Annotated in this window: 12 protein-coding genes; 4 read left to right on the top strand and 8 right to left on the bottom strand. The window is 44.8% G+C overall.

The annotated features are described in order from the left end of the window. The first annotated feature begins 87 nt into the window (after nt 1-87). A complete protein-coding gene (gene torS, locus K0625_RS19360) occupies nt 88-3,078 on the top strand; it encodes a TMAO reductase system sensor histidine kinase/response regulator TorS (RefSeq protein WP_220111178.1) in 2,991 nt (996 codons plus the stop codon). Here the strand turns inward: torS and K0625_RS19365 are convergent. Together K0625_RS19365 and K0625_RS19370 are read right to left on the bottom strand one after the other, a co-directional pair. Continuing rightward, entirely contained in the window at nt 3,067-3,609 is a 543-nt protein-coding gene (locus tag K0625_RS19365; protein ID WP_333473872.1) for a YgjV family protein, read from the bottom strand. The two genes, torS and K0625_RS19365, sit on opposite strands and share 12 nt — an antisense overlap. A 218-nt stretch (nt 3,610-3,827) precedes the next feature. Continuing rightward, complete coding sequence (locus K0625_RS19370) at nt 3,828-5,012, bottom strand: S8 family serine peptidase (RefSeq protein ID WP_220111179.1); 1,185 nt, start codon at nt 5,010-5,012, stop codon at nt 3,828-3,830. A gap of 286 nt (nt 5,013-5,298) precedes the next feature. Between K0625_RS19370 and K0625_RS19375 the strand changes: the two genes are divergently transcribed. Both K0625_RS19375 and K0625_RS19380 read left to right on the top strand, forming a co-directional pair. Beyond that, on the top strand, nt 5,299-6,540 hold the full coding sequence (locus K0625_RS19375; protein WP_220111180.1) for a DEAD/DEAH box helicase: 1,242 nt from the start codon (nt 5,299-5,301) through the stop codon (nt 6,538-6,540). Nucleotides 6,541-6,599: 59 nt separating this feature from the next. Next, entirely contained in the window at nt 6,600-7,967 is a 1,368-nt protein-coding gene (locus K0625_RS19380; protein WP_220111181.1) for a magnesium transporter, read from the top strand. Nucleotides 7,968-8,045: 78 nt separating this feature from the next. On the opposite strand, the gene torD is transcribed toward K0625_RS19380, so the two are convergent. The 4 genes from torD to torE are packed head-to-tail and all read right to left on the bottom strand — an operon-like array spanning nt 8,046 to nt 12,661. Continuing rightward, a complete protein-coding gene (gene torD / locus K0625_RS19385; RefSeq protein ID WP_232847184.1) occupies nt 8,046-8,702 on the bottom strand; it encodes a molecular chaperone TorD in 657 nt (218 codons plus the stop codon). Nucleotides 8,703-8,747: 45 nt separating this feature from the next. Next, nucleotides 8,748-11,240, bottom strand: coding sequence for a trimethylamine-N-oxide reductase TorA (gene torA, locus K0625_RS19390; RefSeq protein WP_220111182.1), 2,493 nt, complete (start codon nt 11,238-11,240; stop codon nt 8,748-8,750). A gap of 18 nt (nt 11,241-11,258) precedes the next feature. Then, entirely contained in the window at nt 11,259-12,437 is a 1,179-nt protein-coding gene (torC, locus tag K0625_RS19395; protein ID WP_012326122.1) for a pentaheme c-type cytochrome TorC, read from the bottom strand. A 53-nt stretch (nt 12,438-12,490) separates the two neighbouring features. Then, nucleotides 12,491-12,661 carry a trimethylamine N-oxide reductase system protein TorE gene (gene torE / locus K0625_RS19400; RefSeq protein ID WP_041417776.1) on the bottom strand — a complete coding sequence of 57 codons (171 nt, stop codon included), beginning with the start codon at nt 12,659-12,661 and terminating at the stop codon, nt 12,491-12,493. 562 nt (nt 12,662-13,223) lie between these two features. Between torE and K0625_RS19405 the strand changes: the two genes are divergently transcribed. After that, a complete protein-coding gene (locus K0625_RS19405; RefSeq protein ID WP_232847185.1) occupies nt 13,224-14,600 on the top strand; it encodes an NCS2 family permease in 1,377 nt (458 codons plus the stop codon). 348 nt (nt 14,601-14,948) lie between these two features. Here the strand turns inward: K0625_RS19405 and K0625_RS19410 are convergent, their stop codons facing one another. Continuing rightward, complete coding sequence (locus K0625_RS19410; RefSeq protein WP_220111183.1) at nt 14,949-15,353, bottom strand: CBS domain-containing protein; 405 nt, start codon at nt 15,351-15,353, stop codon at nt 14,949-14,951. A gap of 87 nt (nt 15,354-15,440) precedes the next feature. After that, entirely contained in the window at nt 15,441-19,154 is a 3,714-nt protein-coding gene (locus K0625_RS19415; RefSeq protein WP_220111184.1) for a two-component regulator propeller domain-containing protein, read from the bottom strand. Nucleotides 19,155-19,181 lie beyond the last annotated feature (27 nt).

The following is a 19,181-nucleotide window of genomic DNA, read 5'->3' on the forward strand; positions in this document are numbered from 1 at the left end:
CACCGCTATTTGGTATTAACTGAGCGTTTATTCGATTTATATAATATCAGTTTTTAATTGTATCAGCCTTTAACAGAAGGAATAAGAGTGAGCGCTTTATCACTTTCAAGAAAAAGTTTAGTCGGTCGTCTGATGTTGGCTTTTGGCGTGCTTGGCTTACTGTTACTTCTTTTGGTTTCTCTGGGAAATTTAAGCTTATATTGGGTTAATCAGGCCGATGCTTACCTTTATGATAAGGCGCTTCCTGCATCTGAAGCGGCCAGAGAGCTGGCGCAGGCGTCAAACGCGCTGGCGGAAAATGCTCAAGCCCTAGGACGAGTCGAAGAGGAGCACCAACGGCAGTTTATTGGTCGTAAATTGTCGATAAATAGCACCAATATGCTCAGTGCTATCGCTAAACTTAAATCCTTGCAGGTGCAGAGTGATTGGCGTCTTGAGCTAACAGCGGGTGAGATTATTCACGACCTGTCGCAACTGGGTAAGCAGGTTGGAAACCGATTATTAGTCGCCAGTAAACTCACCGCGCAGGGGGAGGCTTTAGCTCTGGCCGCAAGTCATAGTATTGAGCTGCTTGAGGCTGAACTTGCCGTCGTTGACTCTTCCGTGCTAGCTAAATTGAGTCTGGCCTATCCAGAGATAGTGGGTCAGAGGAAGAGTGCAGAGCTACTCGATACTGTGATTGAGCATGATATTGATATTCAGGAGCGCTTGAATAGGGCGCTTAAGCTTATCCATGATATCGCACTCATTGGCCAGTTACTTCAATCTCCTGAGCAGGAAAAAGGGCTATTGACTGTGTTGAGCAATATGTCTCAGCAGCCTTCAGTTGTGCCGCCTAGCTCCTATCAACTTCAGCCATTACAAGCATCAATGGATCCCAATGCTGAGGGCTCACAATCCACCATACAGGTCGACCTGATGGCGCTTGAGCTACTTAAAGGGTTAGTGAGAGATCCTGTGCGTGCCAAAGAGTTAGAGAGGGAGTTTTCAGTGTTAAGGCAGGTATCAGAGGGGCTGACGATACAGAAGAACTATGTGCATCTGATAAAAACACAGAGCAAGCAACTTATCATGCTCTCAAATAAGTTATATGAACTTAATCAAACGGTTGATCATGCTATGGCTATTCAGCAGCAGGAGGCCGAAGGCGCTCGTTTGGATTATCTGCAGCAAATAGCTTGGGCCAAAGCGGGGTTGATGGGGACAGGTGTCCTGATGTTTATCGTGATCTTGTTTGTGGTTTATCGTGTGATCTACAAGGGGATCGCAGTGAGGCTCAATGAGGCGACCTATGCACTCTCCAGATTGAGTTTGGGCGATACTCAGGTTGGTATCAACTCCCATGGTGATGATGAGTTAACGGCAATGGCGAGTGCCATTGAGGCCTTTAAACAGAAAACGGCACATAACCAAAAACTTCAATTAGAGCTTAGAGAGAGTGCCGATGAGTTGAGCGAGCATAAGGCGGCGCTTGAGATCAAAGTTGAAGCCAGAACTCAGGAGCTGGCGATAGCCAATAAACGCTTAGACTCTGAAGCCAAAGGCCATGCTCAGGCTCGGACCATGGCTGAGCAAGCTAATCAGGCCAAATCGCTCTTTTTGGCGACCATGAGCCATGAGATCAGAACTCCCCTCAATGGATTGTTAGGCACCTTAACACTACTGGGGCACTCAAATCTTCCTGTCGCGCAAAAGCAGATGCTGGCCCTATCTCAATACAGTGGAACCCTGCTGCAGACTGTGTTGAACGATATTCTGGACTTCTCAAGATTGGAGCAGGGGAAACTTGCTAATGAACCTCGTCCTGTGGCCATTAATGATCTGCTCGATGAGGTGGTGGCTATCATGCTTGCAGGAGCAGGACTGGCGGGGTTAAATCTGGTGCTCGATAGTGCCAAACTGCCGGAGTGGGTCAATATTGATGGCCCTAAGTTAAGACAGGTGTTGTTTAACCTTATTGGTAATGGGATTAAGTTTACCCCCAAAGGTGAGGTTAGACTTAAGGTATGGGTGGAGGATAGCGCGCTCTGCTTCATGGTTGTTGACAGTGGAGTTGGGATCAGCGATGAAGCTAAGAAGCATCTGTTTAAAGCCTATAGTGCGCAATTGAACCAGGGGCGATCTCGTGGCACAGGTTTAGGACTTGCTATCAGTAAGGAGCTGGTGGAGCTGATGTGTCAGTTGCCTGAGTATGAAGTCAAATCAGTAGAGGCGGGGTTGTTTGAGGGAGGTTGTAAACCGCTTTGGGTTGAAAGTGAGGCGGGAGCAGGGAGCCGCTTTGGATTTAGTTTGCCACTGGTTATTTGTGAGAAGGCTAGTGAAGGGGGGCAAGAACCTCAGAGAGTTACAAACAAGAAACGGGTTCTGGTGATAGAGGATAATAAAGTTAATGCTATGGTCGCCCAGGGCTTTCTAGCTCATTTAGGTCATGAGTCAGTGCTTGCTGATAGCTGCGCAGAGGCAAGGAGTGTTTATTGCACACAAAGTGCGCATAGCTTCGATGCCATTATGTTAGATATTCAGTTAGGAGACGGCTCTGGTTTAGTACTTTTAAAAGAGCTAAGAGAGGTGACTTTACACGCATCTCATCAACTGGAGATTGCCGCATTTACCGCCCAGATCCAAGCCGATGACATGGACCATTATCGTGAGATAGGCTTCGACCTTGTACTGGGTAAGCCGCTTAATATGCAGATGCTAGCGGCATGGATTGGTGTGGTTAACCCACTCGAAGAGGAAAGAGTGACAAAGACCTCTCCTGGTGATTATCAAGGGGAACTGTTGGATATCGGGCAGATAGAGCAAGATCTCGAGTATTTGGGTAAGGATGCCGTAGAGGAGATGCTGATGCTATACAAAGAGTCGAGCCAAGTTCAACTCTCGGCTCTGTCACAAAAGAGCGAGAATCGAAATACCTTACTTCATGCATTAAAGGGAAGCAGTGCCAGCATGGGACTTATCGGATTATCTAAGATGTGTAAGCTACTGGAAACATCTGAATATCAAGATGATGAGTATTTAGGTTTGTTGCAGTTGCATAAAGACTCTCTGGCTGCATTTAGTCAGCTACTTGGCTAGTGCATGGTTGCAAGTGGGCTCATTACCGGATTTATCATAGTGAGTGTCTCTTGTTAACTGGTAAGTGATCACCCCTATGGTGATTACTTGATATATGACTCCTGACCATGAATGTAAGTGCAGCGATAGTGCTAAGTTGCAGATGTTACTCACTAATATACTTAAGCGAAGTTGAGTGCCTCTGCTGTGAATGAGTGCAAAGCTCATGATCACCCCTGCCATTACGGTACACCACTCACTCCAATGCTCTGCCCATAATAAACCCTGTATTATGGCGAGTGAGGCAAATATGGGAGCAAGAATTGAGATTCTGTAGTAACGGCTAGAGAAAAAACGGCCCATATTCAGCAGTTGATTTACCATGCCAAGGGGGCTGCCCAGTAAACCTAGGTGAATTGAAGTTAGTCCCGAAGCGATTAAGTTGCCGCTAAGTAGTGCTTTATCATCCCTTTGAGCGTTAGCCCACCAAGCCAAGAACATTGAGATGAAGCCTAATCCTTGGGCAAAATAGAGATAATGAATGTCAAACACGAAATGAGATACCTGGTCAAATTAACAACGGAGTATTGTCGTTATTTTGAGCTAGATAACTGTGACGGAACCGTGCTTTTTACTTAAGCTCTCACTAATTTTGATGATTTTGTGAGTAATGACAATCACTATAAGAAAGGGGGATGAAGCGTTATCAATGAATATTGGTATAGCGCTCCCCATTAGAGATATGAATGGGGAGCGGTGAGTGTTTAGGCTTATAGATGGATGATGGGATCTGGGTTTCCGTCACGATCATTGCCAGCATTGCCACTACTTTTAGGCTGACCATTTGTCATCATTATTACACCACAAGCTGCTGGGGCGGCCATCGATGTGCCAGACATGGTGGTGACACCGCCGCCACGTTTGAGTGACGAGATGCTAACACCTGGAGCTGCGTAATCCACAGGTGGGTTCCCCCAGTTGGACCAGCTGGGCATGTTGTCATTGATATCGGTTGCTGAGATGGTAAATATATTTGCTCCATTGGCGCGTGCAGGGGAGTGATTACTGGCATGAGCCCCACTGTTTCCCGCCGCGAGCACAAAAAATATTCCATATGATGCGGCAACTTTGACCGCATTATCTAAAGAGTTGCTTACTCCACCACCTAGGCTCATATTGGCGCAGTCGCCTGCAGTGGCATTGGCTGCGACATAGTCGATTCCAGCTATTACGCCAGAGGTTGAGCCTGAGCCTCTCGAGTCCAGCACTTTTACAGGAACGACAGTGGCGCCAGCTGCGACACCGACAACATCTATGCTGTTATCGATAGCGGCAATAGTGCCCGCAACATGTGTGCCGTGCCCGTGACCATCGTTCATGCCAGCATTTTTTCCCTTAGTGAAGGCGGAAAAGCCTCTGTTGGCATCAACATTGAGATCGGCATTGTTAAGGTCAATACCTGTGTCGATTACCCAAGCTGTTCTTCCTGTGCCGTCAGCTGAGCCGCCGACTCTGGTTACTCCCCAAGGTGTGCTTTGGGACACGCTGTTATCAGTATCCTCTCCGCCTCCACCGTTACCTGGATTCGTGGGTTTTCTTTTGCTGATACTGACGATACTATCTGGGGTAAATGAGTTGACGCTGGGATCATCCCCAAAGGCCTTTTGCGCTGCAGAGCAGGGCATTGTAATGGTAAAACCTTTGATACTGTGTTTGTAGATATGTGTTAGTTTTGCCGGATTGCTAAGGGTCATATTGGCCCGTTTGAGCATGCTGTTGGCAAGGCCTGTGACTTCATTAGAATGAAGGTTGCTCTGCATCTGTACTATGCATTGGTTGTGGATATTATTAAGTGATGAACTGCTGTTTGTGGGAGCGGTTTCAGCCATCACTGTTAAGTGCGCTGTTCCTGCTAAGGCTAAGGTGATGGCCGAGGCTATCGGAGACGGGTACATAGGCTTCTCTCCAAATATTTAGCCTGCTAAACAGAGCCCCTGCGCCTGTGATAGCTGGCTAAAAGACATATCTCTCTAAGTTTAGTTGTCGTAAAGTGGAGCGGCCATTTAGGGTCAGCTGAACTTTTTTGTGCTGCGTATATTAGTCTTTACACTGGTTTATGATTGATTGAATAATAGGGCATTATTGCCACTATATTTGTTGTCAAAGCTAAATATCCAGAGAGTAAACAGCAGATAATTCTGCTACACTGCGCGCCAATTTCATCGGCATTTAGGTATGGTTATGTCTTTCTCTTCAATGGCGTTAAGTGCCGAGTTACTTAATGTCTTATCTAAGCTTAACTATAGTGAACCAACACAGGTACAGGCTGAAGCCATTCCCGCTATTTTAGCGGGGGGGGATGTCATGGCGGGGGCACAAACAGGTACTGGAAAAACAGCAGCGTTTGCCTTGCCTATTCTTGAACTATTGAGCCAATTTAAATCTAGCCAAACTTCACATGAAGTAGCCCCAGTTCGTGCGCTTATTTTAACGCCGACCCGAGAGTTAGCACTTCAAGTTCATCAAAGTTTTGTTCGCTACGGTAATGGTTTAGCACTTAAGAGTGCAATTGTGTACGGCGGTGTGAGCATCGATGCGCAGGCTGATACCTTAAAGGCGGGGGTTGATATTCTGATCGCAACACCGGGGCGTCTGCTCGATCATTTAAGGCGGGGGTCACTCACCTTAACTCAGTTAGCATTTCTGGTTTTCGATGAAGCGGACCGTATGTTGGATATGGGCTTTAAAGATGAGATAGATGCCATACTTAAGCAGCTGCCTAAAGAGAGACAAACCTTGCTCTTTTCGGCCACCTTCGATGATGGGGTATTTAACTTAAGTAAGCGGTTACTTAAAGCACCTAAATTGATTGAAGTGGGTAAGCGAAATGCGGCTGCGGGAAAAGTTGAACAACGTGTTTATGCCGTTGATGCTGATAGAAAGAGTGAGCTGCTGTGTCATCTGATGCTCTCTAAAAAGTGGCAGCAAGTGTTGATCTTTAGCCGAAAAAAACAGGGCGCCGATAAGCTGGCCGCAAAACTTGTGAATGAAGGCGTGAAGGCGCTGGCGTTTCATGGCGATCTTTCCCAAAGTGTGCGTGAAAAAGTGCTGCACGAGTTTAAAAGTGGAGAGCTGCAAGTGTTGGTGGCTACCGATGTTGCAGCCAGAGGTTTAGATGTTGAGTCATTAGAGGTGGTGGTGAACTATGAGCTTCCTTTTGTTGCCGAGGATTATGTCCACCGTATTGGGCGTACTGGTCGAGCGGGGAACTCAGGTCTGGCTATCACACTATATTGTGAAGATGATGCCCTGTTGCTTGAAGAGGTTGAAGCTGTGTTAGATACGCGTCTGCCGCAGCAGTGGCTTGAAGGGTTTGAACCGGATCTAACTAAAAGTGTCAGCGTGACAAGAAAAAATAGTAAGTCGGCCCAGAAGCAGCGTGCTAGACGTAGAGCGACTGGAAGTAAGAAAGCAAGACGTTAAATAACCTTGATAATTGTATCAAAGCCCTAAAATGAGTGAGCTATTGAGGTGGAAATTTCGTGGTTGAATTAAATAATGAAAATGACGCTACTCAGTTAGATATCGCAGATGTCGTTCAGCTATTGACTGAGGCGGAAGGTCAGGCGCAGTCAGAGGTGTTTGATGAGATCCTTGAGGGAGCTGAATCAGGAACGGTTGCACTTTTATTAGAATCATTACCTTTAGATGAGCGCTACGACAGGTGGCAGCAGGTCGATGATAATGAGCGGGTGACCGTTCTGAGTTTAATGCGTGCCGAACCTAGGCTAGGGATCTTAGAGCAGATGTCGTTAGAGGAGAGCGATCTCCTATTTGCTCAGTTAAGTCCTGAAGATTTGATTGATTGGAGTGATCACCTTCCCGAGAGCTTAACAGAGAGAGCGTTGGCGAAGATGGGGTTACGCCAGCGAAAGCACTTCGAACTCTATGATCAATACTCTGACAATGAGATTGGCCGATATGCCGATCACCAGATGCTGGTGTTGGATCTTAAATCTTCTATTGGCCAGGCACAGAACTTCTTTCGGCGGATCAACTTAGACTGTAACGATAAGATTTTTCTTGTTGATGAAAATGATAAGTATCAAGGTGATGTCAGACGCTTTGATATCTTTAAACATGATCCAAGTGAGCCGTTGGCGTCACTACTGTCTGAAGATAACCGTGCGCTCTCTGCTGATACCTCTCTGATAGAGGCGGCTGAGTCGATGGAACACAGTCGTGAAGTTGAGATGCCCATTGTTGATGATGAAGGTGTCTTGATTGGGCGAGTGACATTGAGAACAGCAACTATCTTAGTCAGAGAGCACTATGAAGCTCAGTTGATGGCAACGGCGGGTATGGATGAGTCGGATGATCTGTTTGCGCCTATTGTTAAAGGGGCTCAGCGCCGGGCTATCTGGTTAGGGATCAACTTACTGACCGCTTTTCTGGCGTCTGCGACCATAGGCTTGTTTGAAGATGTGCTAACCCAAGTGGTTGCGCTTGCCATCTTAATGCCTATTGTGGCGTCGATGGGGGGGATTGCAGGGAGTCAATCGTTAACCTTGATGATCCGCGGAATGGCGATGGGACAAGTTTCACCGGGTAACCGCTTTTCACTGCTGAAAAATGAGTTAGGGATAGGCAGCGTTAATGGGATTTTATGGGCGGGTATTATTGGCGCCGTTGCCGCTTGGTGGTTTGGTGATAACACTATAGGCATGGTGATGGCGTGCGCCATTTTGGTTAATATGCTGGTGGCGGCAATAGCGGGAGTTTTAGTACCGATTATTTTGCAAAAATGCAATCAAGATGCGGCTCTATCTGGTTCGGTGATCTTGACTACAGTGACCGACGTGGTTGGCTTCTTCACTTTCTTGGGGATGGCTAGCATACTGTATTTATAGACTTATGCCGTTAATCACTTTTAGATATAAAAAAGCGCTGAATTTTCAGCGCTTTTTTGTGTCAGCTTGTCGCTAAACTTAGTGAGTCGTTTGGCTCAGACCTTCGAGATCTGAAGTGACCCAGCTTTGAGTCAGACGCGCCAGGGCACTGTAAAATGTTCCTGTGTCGCATTGGGTCACTTTCGCGGCAAAGTTACCTAACCAAGTATTGAGGTAGGACTCAATAAACTTGAGTTGCTCTGCATCGCCGCTGTTTAGGCAGATATGCTCGGCATAGGCTAAGATCACCGCGATGTGATCGGCAGGTTCTGGAAAGCTGGTTTGAACCTGCAGCTGACTCTGCTTGAGAAACTGCACCATCTGCTGATGTTGCTCGCCAAACAGAGGTGTTTCACTACCAGTTTCATTAAGATACAAGCTGGCATAAGGTGAGGCACTGTGTTTTGTTCCAACTAGGAACAGGCCGCAGTAATCCGCCGCCAGTTCCAGTAGTGCCTTATCAGTTTTTAACGTATTCAGGACAGATATTAATGTATCGATATCTTGTTTGAATGCTGGTTCACTGGCAAGTTGTGCCAAAAAGGCCTGTGCCTGCTCACCGGTTAATTCATGCAGAAGTTGATGATCAACCTCCTTAGCGAACAAAGATGAGAGCAGTCGATAGACCATAGCTCTCGCCTGATTAACTACTGCCACACTATTCATCTCACTAGCATTCATTTCACTTGCACTCATATTACTTCCATTCATACGTGTTACTTATTCCTGATGTTTTGGTGATTAAATTTGAGTTTCAATTGGGCCGCTGAATGAGCTAACTTCAGGAACTTTTCCTTTATACTTCTCAAAATCAACCAAACATGTGTAGGCGGAGCAGGCTTGAGCCAGCTTAGATGTTCCGATATCCATGGTTAAGGTATTCGGATCGCCATAACTACAAAGTGCACCGACTTTAGCGCCGCCCTCTTTGCTGCCATCTGCACCAACTGGACCATACCAAGCACCCTCTTGAATGCGGATAACACCTTGAGGGTAGTTGTTTGACACAACAGCGCCGGCAAGTAGTTGACCACGGTCATTGAAGACACGAACGATATCACCGCTCTTAATACCACGCTGTTTTGCATCAGCAGGGCTCATATACACAGGCTCACGTCCTTTTACCGCATAGGTTTCACGGAACTCAGCAGATTCACACATCTGTGAGTGAAGACGTTTGTCCGGATGGCAAGACTGCATCCATACCGGGAACTTGTTTGAACCTGGTCCGCCGTGACTACGCTCCGCTTTCTCCATCCAAGTTGGGTGGCCTGGGCAGTCATCATAGCCATACTGGGCTATCTTACGGCTGAAGATCTCAATCAGACCTGAAGGTGTACCCAGCGGATTGATCTCTGGATCTTCTCTAAAGTCAGCGTGGCGAGTCCAAGGCTTACCTTCACCGAAATAGACGTAACCCTCTTTCCAGAAACCTTCAAAATCAGGCATCTCGAACTTACCAGCGTTGGCCGCTTTACAGTCGTTATAGAGCTTAACAAGCCAATCTTTCTCTGACATGCCACGGGTATACTCTTTCTCTTTACCTAGAACGGCTGCAAATCGAGTGAAGATCTCAAAATCGGAGAGACTTTCATAGAGTGGCTCGACCATCTTCTGCATCGCTAGCAGGCCGCGGTTAGCGTAACTTCCATAGATGTCGATATCGTTACGCTCAAACGTGGTACATGCTGGCAATACGATATCTGAGAAGCGACAGGTTGCGGTCCAGTTAACATCGATACTGACAACACATTCAAGCTTGTGGAACGCTTGCTTCATTCTGTTTCTATCTTGATGGTGGTTCCATGGGTTATTACCCGAGAAAACCATCATCTTGATATCAGGGAAAGTTACTTTCGAGCCATTAGCGTCGATAGTTTTGCCTGGCTCTAAAATTGAATCAATCCAACGGGCAACAGGGATTGTGCTGCTTGCGCCTTTGAAGTCATTGCTATCAAAGATAGGCTTTTGATCTTCATCTAAGTTACGTGGGAAAGCCCCTGGTGCAGCCGCGCCAGATGAAGGTACACCAATACTTGAGTAGTGATGACCATAGCTGATCCCGCCGCCTGGCAGACCAATTTGGCCGATCATAGTGGCCAGAACCGCCGCCATCCAGTATGGTTGCTCACCGTGCTGTTGGCGCTGAATACACCAGCCCATTAGCATCTGAGTGCGACCTTTGGTCATCACTTTTGCTAAGTCACGAATGATCTCAGGGCTAACGCTCGTGATCTCTGATGCCCACTCAGGAGTTTTAGCAACACCGTCGCTCTCACCCATTAGGTAAGGCAGGAATTGATCGAAACCTAAGCTGTAACCTTCGATAAATTTAGTGTCATGCAGATTCTTAGTTACCATCTCGTGGGCAATACCTAACATTAACGCCACATCTGTTTGTGGGTTAACGTAAAGCTGCTCACAACCAAGGTATTTCTGAGTCTTAGTGACCACAGGGTCGATACTGATCACGCGGATCTTGCCCTGCTTAACCTTCTCTTTAAGTTGAGCAAGATAAGCGTAAGACTCATGAGTCTCCGCATTCCAGCCCACTTGAAGGTTCTTATAAGGATCGTTCGACCATAAAATAATGGTGTCAGACTCTTCAAGGATCAAGGACCAAGAGGTGCCCTGGGCATAAACCTCTGTCGAGCCTAAAATGTAAGGCAGAATTGTTTGACCTGCACCGGTAGAGTAATCGCCAATCTTCTTAACGAAGTTACCATGCATGCCGATAGCGCGTTGCATATGGCTAGTACAGGAGTGTAACTGACCCGTTGCACGCCAGCCTGTTTGGCCTGCGTGAAGACCCGATGGACCGTACTTGGTTTGTACCTCATCCAATGAATCTTTTAGTAGGTGCAGCGCCTTATCCCAAGTCACACGAACGAAACGGAAGTCACCACGTTGGCTGGTATTACTCTTATGACCATTTAACAAAAAGTCTAATCGTACCATAGGGTAACGAACACGAGATGGGTTATAGACTAAGCCTTTAACGCCATTGATCATGTCGCTAGGGTACTTATCACTGTCAAACGGGATAACCTGATCGATAACCCCATTTTTGCGCTTCATTTTGAATGCGCCGAAATGTGAACCTGTGGTCAGCCAGCCATCATCTTTCTTAGCACCAGCAGCGGCGAGAGCATTGAGTGGAGCCAGTACAGACGCGCCGCTTAGGACAACATAAGATGTTGATACTAAGCCTTTTAGAAAGTCTCTTCTTTTCATTTTCTTATCCTATTAATGCTAGTGCGCAGACTTATCGAAAGTAGACGAATGCTCTTGTAGGTATTTCTGTACCAGGGCTTGAGTATCCTGATCCATGTTAACGAAGGCGATCATGCCTTGGAACATACCTGGCCAAGTGTTGGCATCAAAATGTGCTTCAGCAGGTTGGGTGTGACATACACTACAGCTTGTGCTGTATGTTTCACGAGCATAATCCCAAAGTGGCTGTAGATCGGTAACCAAGTAATCTTTATCGGTCCAAATTTTCGCTTCAACTCGTTGCCACTTAAGACCAGTTAATGGATCTTCTTTCTCTTCGAACACTTCCATTACACCCTCTTCAAGGGCGGCATCTTTACTTAGTTGAGCCGATAGGATGTTAAGACCGAAATCGAAGTAGATCACACGACCTGCACCAATCTTCTTACGCCAGCCATCGATACCAATCTTAACGCGGTTGCCTTTAGTCTCTAACACCTTCACTTTAGTGGCGATATTTAGCGTACCCGCTTCAACGTCAGTTTTTTCGTTGAAGTAAAGCGGTTTAGTCAATGCTGAGAAGTATGTCTGCTCGACCTGAGGAGCACTCTCACCAGAACCCACTTGAGCGATAAGTTCAGGTGCACGTGATGTCCCCATATCAGGTAGCTTATGTGCGATCCCTTTGTGGCAATCGATACAGCTTTGATCTAGCTCTGCAGCGCGTTTCATCTGCTTTTGAGCCAGTTTAGACATGCTCTCCCATTTCATTGAGTCGTAGTTATGACAGTTTTTACAAGCTAAAGAGTTGTCGCGATCGAAGCGTTTCCACTCGCGACTCGCCATCTCTAAACGCTTCTCTTCAAACTTTTCTGGTGTATTGACTGTTTGTAACATCCAGCCCCATACATCGTGAGATGCTTCCATCTTACGCGCAATTTTACGGCTCCAGTTGTGGGGAACGTGGCAATCAGGGCAGGTTGCACGAACACCTGAGTGATTAGACCAATGTACCGTTTCCTGTAGCTCTTTGTATGGCATGCTTTCCATACTGTGGCAGCTAATACAGAACTCTTCGGTGTTTGTCGCCTCTAAGGCCGTGTTAAATCCACCCCAGAAGATAATACCCATTAGGAAGGCAGATATACTGACCGAACCTAAGGTAAGAAATTTGGCAGGCTTGGTAAGTGTGCGCCAAATGTTGATGATCCACTTCATAACAGTATCCTTTAAATCTTAAATTTGTTGTTGTTCAGCAGCTTAGTGCTTACTTAGTGGCTGGCAACACCAGCAAAGGCCTGGATGATCCAGATGATTAAGCCATAAGCACCAATACCTGAGATGGTAAGGATTGGGAAAAGTAGAACAATAATGAAACCTAAGGCTTTCAATTCTTTAGATTTCACTTCAGCGGGTGTCTCTGTTGGTAGGTGATCTGCCATAACCGACTCTCTTAATGTGATCTTATCTTCGATTACACTAATATAAAGCATGTTTGTGAATAGGTATAATACGTTGAATGAATGATATTTATGAAAATATGAAAAAATATGAACGAATGAAGCTCTACTTTATTATTCAGCTGTTTAACTTCTTTTTAGTTGGTTTTTTACCTTCCTCTTCTATGGCATAGAGGATTTTTCCATCAGTTCTCTTAGCTAGTACGAGCCATTTTATGCCAATGAGCAGGTCAATCTGCTTTTCAAGTAAATCACAATTTGCATGGCTTGTGCTTTGTGCCAGGAAAATATTGCTGTAGAATCCGCCGCCAACAAAGGCTGTGTTGTCATTGCACTTTTTTCTTTTGGATTAGGGCGTTGATAAGGCACAAATGGTGGCTTAGTGTCACTATATATACCCAAGCTACCTCAAGATGCTCGGGTATAAAGCATGCAGGTCACGTTAAATACTCACTAGTATTAAGTGGATCTCTCACCCGATGTATCGGGGCTCTCACCTGCCATAGCCTTCCAAACTCTAAGAGATCAAAAAGGTATAATCATTATGCAGTCCCAACAGACTAGCCCTACACCAGAAGTATCTGCAACTCAATCATCAGGTTTATTCTCTTTTTTAGATCGTTTTTTTACGATCTCACACAGAGGAAGCACACTTAAACGTGAGTTCATTGCCGGCTTAACTACCTTTCTTGCCATGGTTTACTCGGTCATTGTTGTCCCGAATATGCTAGGTGCAGCAGGATTTGATACCGGGGCGGTTTTCATCGCTACCTGTTTAATTGCCGCTTTTGGCTCACTATTGATGGGGTTATGGGCAAACTTGCCTATGGCGATTGGCTGCGCCATCTCTCTCACTGCGTTCACAGCATTTAGCATGGTATTGGGGCAGGGGATCTCTATTCCTGTCACTCTAGGCGCCATCTTCTTGATGGGGGTGGTATTCACCTTTGTGAGTATCACTGGAATACGTCAGTGGGTGCTAACTAATTTACCTAAAGGTATTGCTCATGGTACCGGCATAGGTATCGGTCTGTTTTTACTTTTAATTGCAACAAATAGCGTACAGCTTATCGTGGCTAATGATGCAGGTCTGCCAGTTAAACTAGGCGATATTAATAGTCTACCAGTTTTGGCTGCAATACTTGGATTAGCCGCAACTATCGGCCTTGAGAAGCGCAGGGTGCCAGGCGGGATCTTACTGGTGATTATTGTGCTTTCTCTGTTTGGACTCATTTTCGATCCTGCAGTGCAATACCAAGGCTTCTTTGCTTGGCCGAACTTAATGTCTGAGCAGTCTTTAATTGGTCAGCTTGATATCATGGGGGCGTTAAATCCTGTGGTACTGCCAATTGTATTAGCACTGGTGATGACGGCTATTTTCGATGCAACGGGGACAATTCGTGCAGTTGCAGGTCAGGCCGAACTGCTTGATGAGAAAGATAACATTGTTGGTGGCGGCAAAGCGTTGACCTCTGACTCTGTGAGCAGCATAGTTGCTGGCGCCGTTGGTGGTGCTCCTGCGGCTGTTTATATTGAATCGGCAGCAGGAACGGCTGCTGGTGGTAAGACTGGATTAACGGCAACGATTGTCGGTGTGCTGTTTTTGCTGATGATGTTTCTGGCACCACTTAGCTACTTGGTACCCGCTTATGCTACCGCACCCGCTTTGATGTACGTTGGCCTTTTGATGTTAAGTAACGTAACTAAGCTTGATTTTAATGACAAGGTTGATGCCATGGCGGGTCTTACCTGCGCTGTGTTTATCATTTTAAGCTGTAATATTGTCACGGGGATCATGCTTGGCTTTGTGACATTAGTGATTGGTCGTATTTGCAGTGGTGAGTGGCGTCAGTTAAAGCCTGGTGTGGTTGCGATAACCTTAGGTCTAGTGGTCTTCTACATGGGAGGCTGGGCAATTTAACCTTGCTTACTTTGACTTGGTAAAAGGATAAATTGTGTGATGAGGTAAACTTTATGTTTGCCTCATCAATGGAGCTTTGCGTTATACCGTTTAGTATAAAGATGTAGTCACTCAGCGAGAAATTAGCGCTTTTGAGACAAGGAAGCGAGTGAAGGGCATAGTTGCTCTACGCTCAAGCTCGATGACGTAGTATTCAGAAGCGCTAAGACTCGCCTTTTAGGAGCGTTTTAGGCTGCCTACTTCTTCGTTGAATAACTTCCCAAGGAAGCACCATTACTTCAGTTATCCGCCTCGAACTAGTTTGCCTAAAACAGCTCTGAGCTGACTACTTTCTTATACTAATTGGTATTAGTCTGAGTAGGCTCGCAACAGATCTTTCCATGTGATGATCCCAACCAGCTCCCCCTGCTCTAAAACAGGAAGTGAACCTATTCCATGTTCAAGTAGTAACTTACTTGCACAATTGATGTTCTCTTTGGCTTCAATTGTGATGGGGTTACGCGCCATTACCTGATGAGCACGCTTGAGTAGAGTATCACTATCACGCTCTGTCTCATTTATATTGCCGATGTTTGGGCTTAATGCTCGTAAAAAATCTCGCTCAGAGAGTACCCCTTGCAGCTGATTATGTTCGACAACGAGCAGGTGATGGAAAGGGGCATTATCAAAGATCTCTTTAGCAACAGATAATCTATCATCCATCTCTATGGTGACAACTCTGCTTGTCATTATTTCAGATACTTGTATATCCATAATGGCACTCCTGTTATCTATAAATCAATGAGTTAAAACTCACTCTTACATATTTATAACAGTTCTGGAGTGAGATTGATAAGTTATTTATGCGGAATTTACCAAGAGTGATGACGGTAAAGAGATTTTGAACAGACTGCCGCTATCGATTGTTGATGTTAACTCAATCTCTCCTTCAAGTACCTGAGTGACTAAGTTATAGACGATATTCATGCCTAAGCCGCTACCTCCTTTACCTCGTTTTGTCGTGAAGAAAGGGGAAAATATCTTTTCCTGTACATGCTCAGGCATACCACAACCATTGTCTTGGTAAATAATTTCGATGCCAGAATCTGAACATGTAACGGTTAAATTGAGTTCACCTGAGCGATCATCTGGAAAAGCATGTACGATAGAATTGTTAATTAAATTGCTAATAATTTGATAGAAAGCACCAGGATTACTTTTTATTACTATGCTGTCTTTACATTGATAACTGTATTGATGAACTGTTCTTGAGAGCATAGGATTAAGGGAGAGGAAGATCTCATCTAAATAGCTCTTAAGGTCAAACTCTCTGATATCTTCATGTGACTGGTCAACAGAGACCTTTTTAAAACTTTGAATAAGTTTAGAGGCTCGCTCTAAGTTGGTTAAGATGAGTTTTGAGCAGTCTGACACTTCTACTTGATAATCTTCAAACTCCTCTTGGGAGATCTCGCCTTCGGTATAGTGCTGGTTAAATATCTCCACACTATTGTGTAGGTGAGATGCTGCGGTAACACTGATCCCAATCGGTGTATTTATCTCATGGGTAATACTGGCAACCAAGCAACCTAATGTGGCCATCTTCTCTTTATCGATAAGTTCACCCTGAGTGAACTTTAGCTCCTCTAATGTTGCTTTGAGTTCATCATTACTTTTTTGCAGTTCACTGGTACGGCTAAATACTCTCTGTTCTAAATCTTGATTTAGAGTTCTGAGGGCTGTTTCTATCTCTTTCTGAGATTGAATATTTTTGATTGTGCCTGCGAGTCTGGAGGGGCGAGCAAGGTGATCCCTAAGAATAACTTGCCCTCTGTTTAAGACCCATAGCCAACTGTCATCAGTGAGTTTTGAGCGATAAGTTAACTCAAATTTATCTTTGCCTTTTTTCATGCAAGCATCGATCTCTGTCATGATATTAGGTAGATCATCAGGGTGGACACACTGCTGCATTGTATCGTGTAGATGGGTCTCTTTTTCAGGGTATTGTAGAAATACATTGGTACGCACTATCTGCTTATCTGCAATATTCCAATCCCAGAATTCATCGCCACTTCCCCACAGTGAGAGTTGTAGCCTCTGCTCACTTTGCTCTATCTCTTTTAGCAGTAGATTTTGTTCATTGTATTTTTTGAGCTTCGAATAATAAAATAGCGAAAATAGCGTGATAAAAGCCATGACATAGAGTGTGAGTGCCCACCAAGATAGCCAAGGAGCCGCTAACACTTGAATATCGAGGCGACGAATAGGGCTGTATTTACCATCTATATCTCTTGCTCTGAGGAGGAAGGCGTAATTACCCGATGATAATCCAGTGAATTGAGCTGTTTGATCGGCATTAGCGACTAACCAGTTGTTATGCAATCCTAGCATCTTATATTCATACACTAACCGTTTCGCTCTATGAAGAGCAGGAGTGAGGAATGAGAGTGTGAAAATATCATGCTGGTAGGAGAGTTTTATCTTATCTTCTTGAGTAATATTTACTTTTTTAGTCTCTGAGCTACTGGATTGAGATCCGTTTAAGATAGTTAAGGTTTCGAGCAAAGGTTGTCTTGGAGGGGATAATTTTGGGAGTTGAGAGGTGAAAAAATGGTTAAACCCATTTATGCCACCTAGATAGATGCGGTTATCGGTGTCGATAAAACCGGCACCAAAATTAAACTCATTATCTTGTAAACCATCTATATAGGTGAAATTTCTTATGCTCAAATTATGAGTATTAAGCATACTTAGGCCTGATGCAGTCCCTACCCAAAGGTTTTTTTTGTTATCCATCAATGTCAGGTAGGCAACATTTCCAATTAATCCATTATCAGTACTGAATAGTTTAGTTTCATAACTTTTAGTATTAAATGAGAAGATCCCGTCATTGGTACTTATCCATAAATTGTCGCCACCTCCTTGATGAATAGACATTAGGTGTTTATTTGGGATTGATGACTTTGTTTGGGTGTTGAAGTGGGTAAATTGCCCTTGCTTGTCTAATCTACTTAGCCCTTTGTCATAGGAGGTAAACCAAAAGTTTCCTTCATTATCTTGAACGAGATTGGTTATCTCATTACTTGATAATGAGTTCGGATCATTTCTGTTGTGTTTATATTGAATAAATCCTTGTTCTTCATTTATATAGCGTGCGACCCCTGAGTCCTTGGTTGAGATCCAAGCTCGATTTTCATTATCGAAATATAAACTATAGAGGTAGTTACTGGGCAACCCACTGTGATTACCAACCTGATATTGATAGCGAGTGTAACTTTGCTTGTCGGGAGAGAAGATAAACAGGCCTTTGCCTCTAGTGCCTACCCAGAACCTTTTTTGTTCATCTTCCCTGATAAAACTGATGAACAGATCGGTTATTTGGACTCCTGCTATCTCAAAGAGAGAGAAGCCAGTGATCTCTCTGTTTATGTCTTCATGGGCTTGGTAGAGGCCAGCTGCGGTACCAACCCAAAGCTGCTGTTGATGATCCCTGAATATACTTCTGATATTGCTATTTTCAAGCGGTTGCTCTTTAAAGTTCCCAGTACTGATATGACCAAAACTTTCAGCCTCTAGATAGGTTTTATTCAGCCCTCCGCCACGGGTGCCCACCCAAAGTTGATGTTCGCTGTCTATGGCAAATGAGGTCACATGTACGCTATTGAGGCTATGTTTATCCTCTGCTGCACTGTCAAAATAGAGTAGTTTATTTGATTGGGGGGAATATCTGGCCAACCCTTTACCGTGAACGGCGATCCAAAGTTTGCCAAATTTGTCTTTTTTAAGGTGAGTGACTGTGTCGCTTTCGAGTTGTGACGCTGCAGTTATCTGTTTAAGCGCTCCTGTTTGAATATCAAATAGGTACAAACCTCTCTCTTTGGTTCCAATCCAAAGTGTATTGCTTTTCCCTATCTCTAAGCTGTTTATACTGTCACCCAATACACTGTTTATTTGCGGGAAGTTGACAATTTCATTATCAGGTTCGATTAAAGAGAGCCCCTTATCTGAGACTAACCAGATACGATCAAACTGATCACCGAAGATTAAGTTTAATCGATTGCTGATAAGTCCTTTATCGTTTGGGGAGGAGATGAAATGATTAAGGATCCTATTTTCTGTGTGGGAGTACTGAATTAAGCCATTATCATGGGTGGCTAGCCATAAGATGCCGCGGCTATCTTGGTACAGATCTATGACACCTGTATTAGAGAGTGGGCTATTTGACTCGTTAAAGGGGATAAAGGTATCAGTGTTTGCTTGATATAGATTGAGGCCATCACTTTTAGTGAGTAGCCATAACTGTTTCTTTCTACCAAAGAAAAGCTTTTGGATATGCTTCTCTGTGGGCCCTTTATTATTGCCTACCTGATAGAGTTTGAAATGTTTTCCGTCATAACGATTAAGCCCTGTTTGAGTGGCTATCCAAAGAAATCCCTGATCGTCTGTCACTATGTCGTTGACAGTGTTCATCGACAGCCCTTGTTCCGCTTTATAGGCGTCGAAAATAGGCTGGTTTTCCATGGCAAAAAGAGGGCAGCCAATTAACCAAATCACACTTAAAATGAAAATTCTCATCCGGTAGCGTTAGTTTGCTTCTTATTG

This window comes from Shewanella nanhaiensis, assembly GCF_019457885.1.
Lineage (GTDB): Bacteria > Pseudomonadota > Gammaproteobacteria > Enterobacterales > Shewanellaceae > Shewanella > Shewanella nanhaiensis.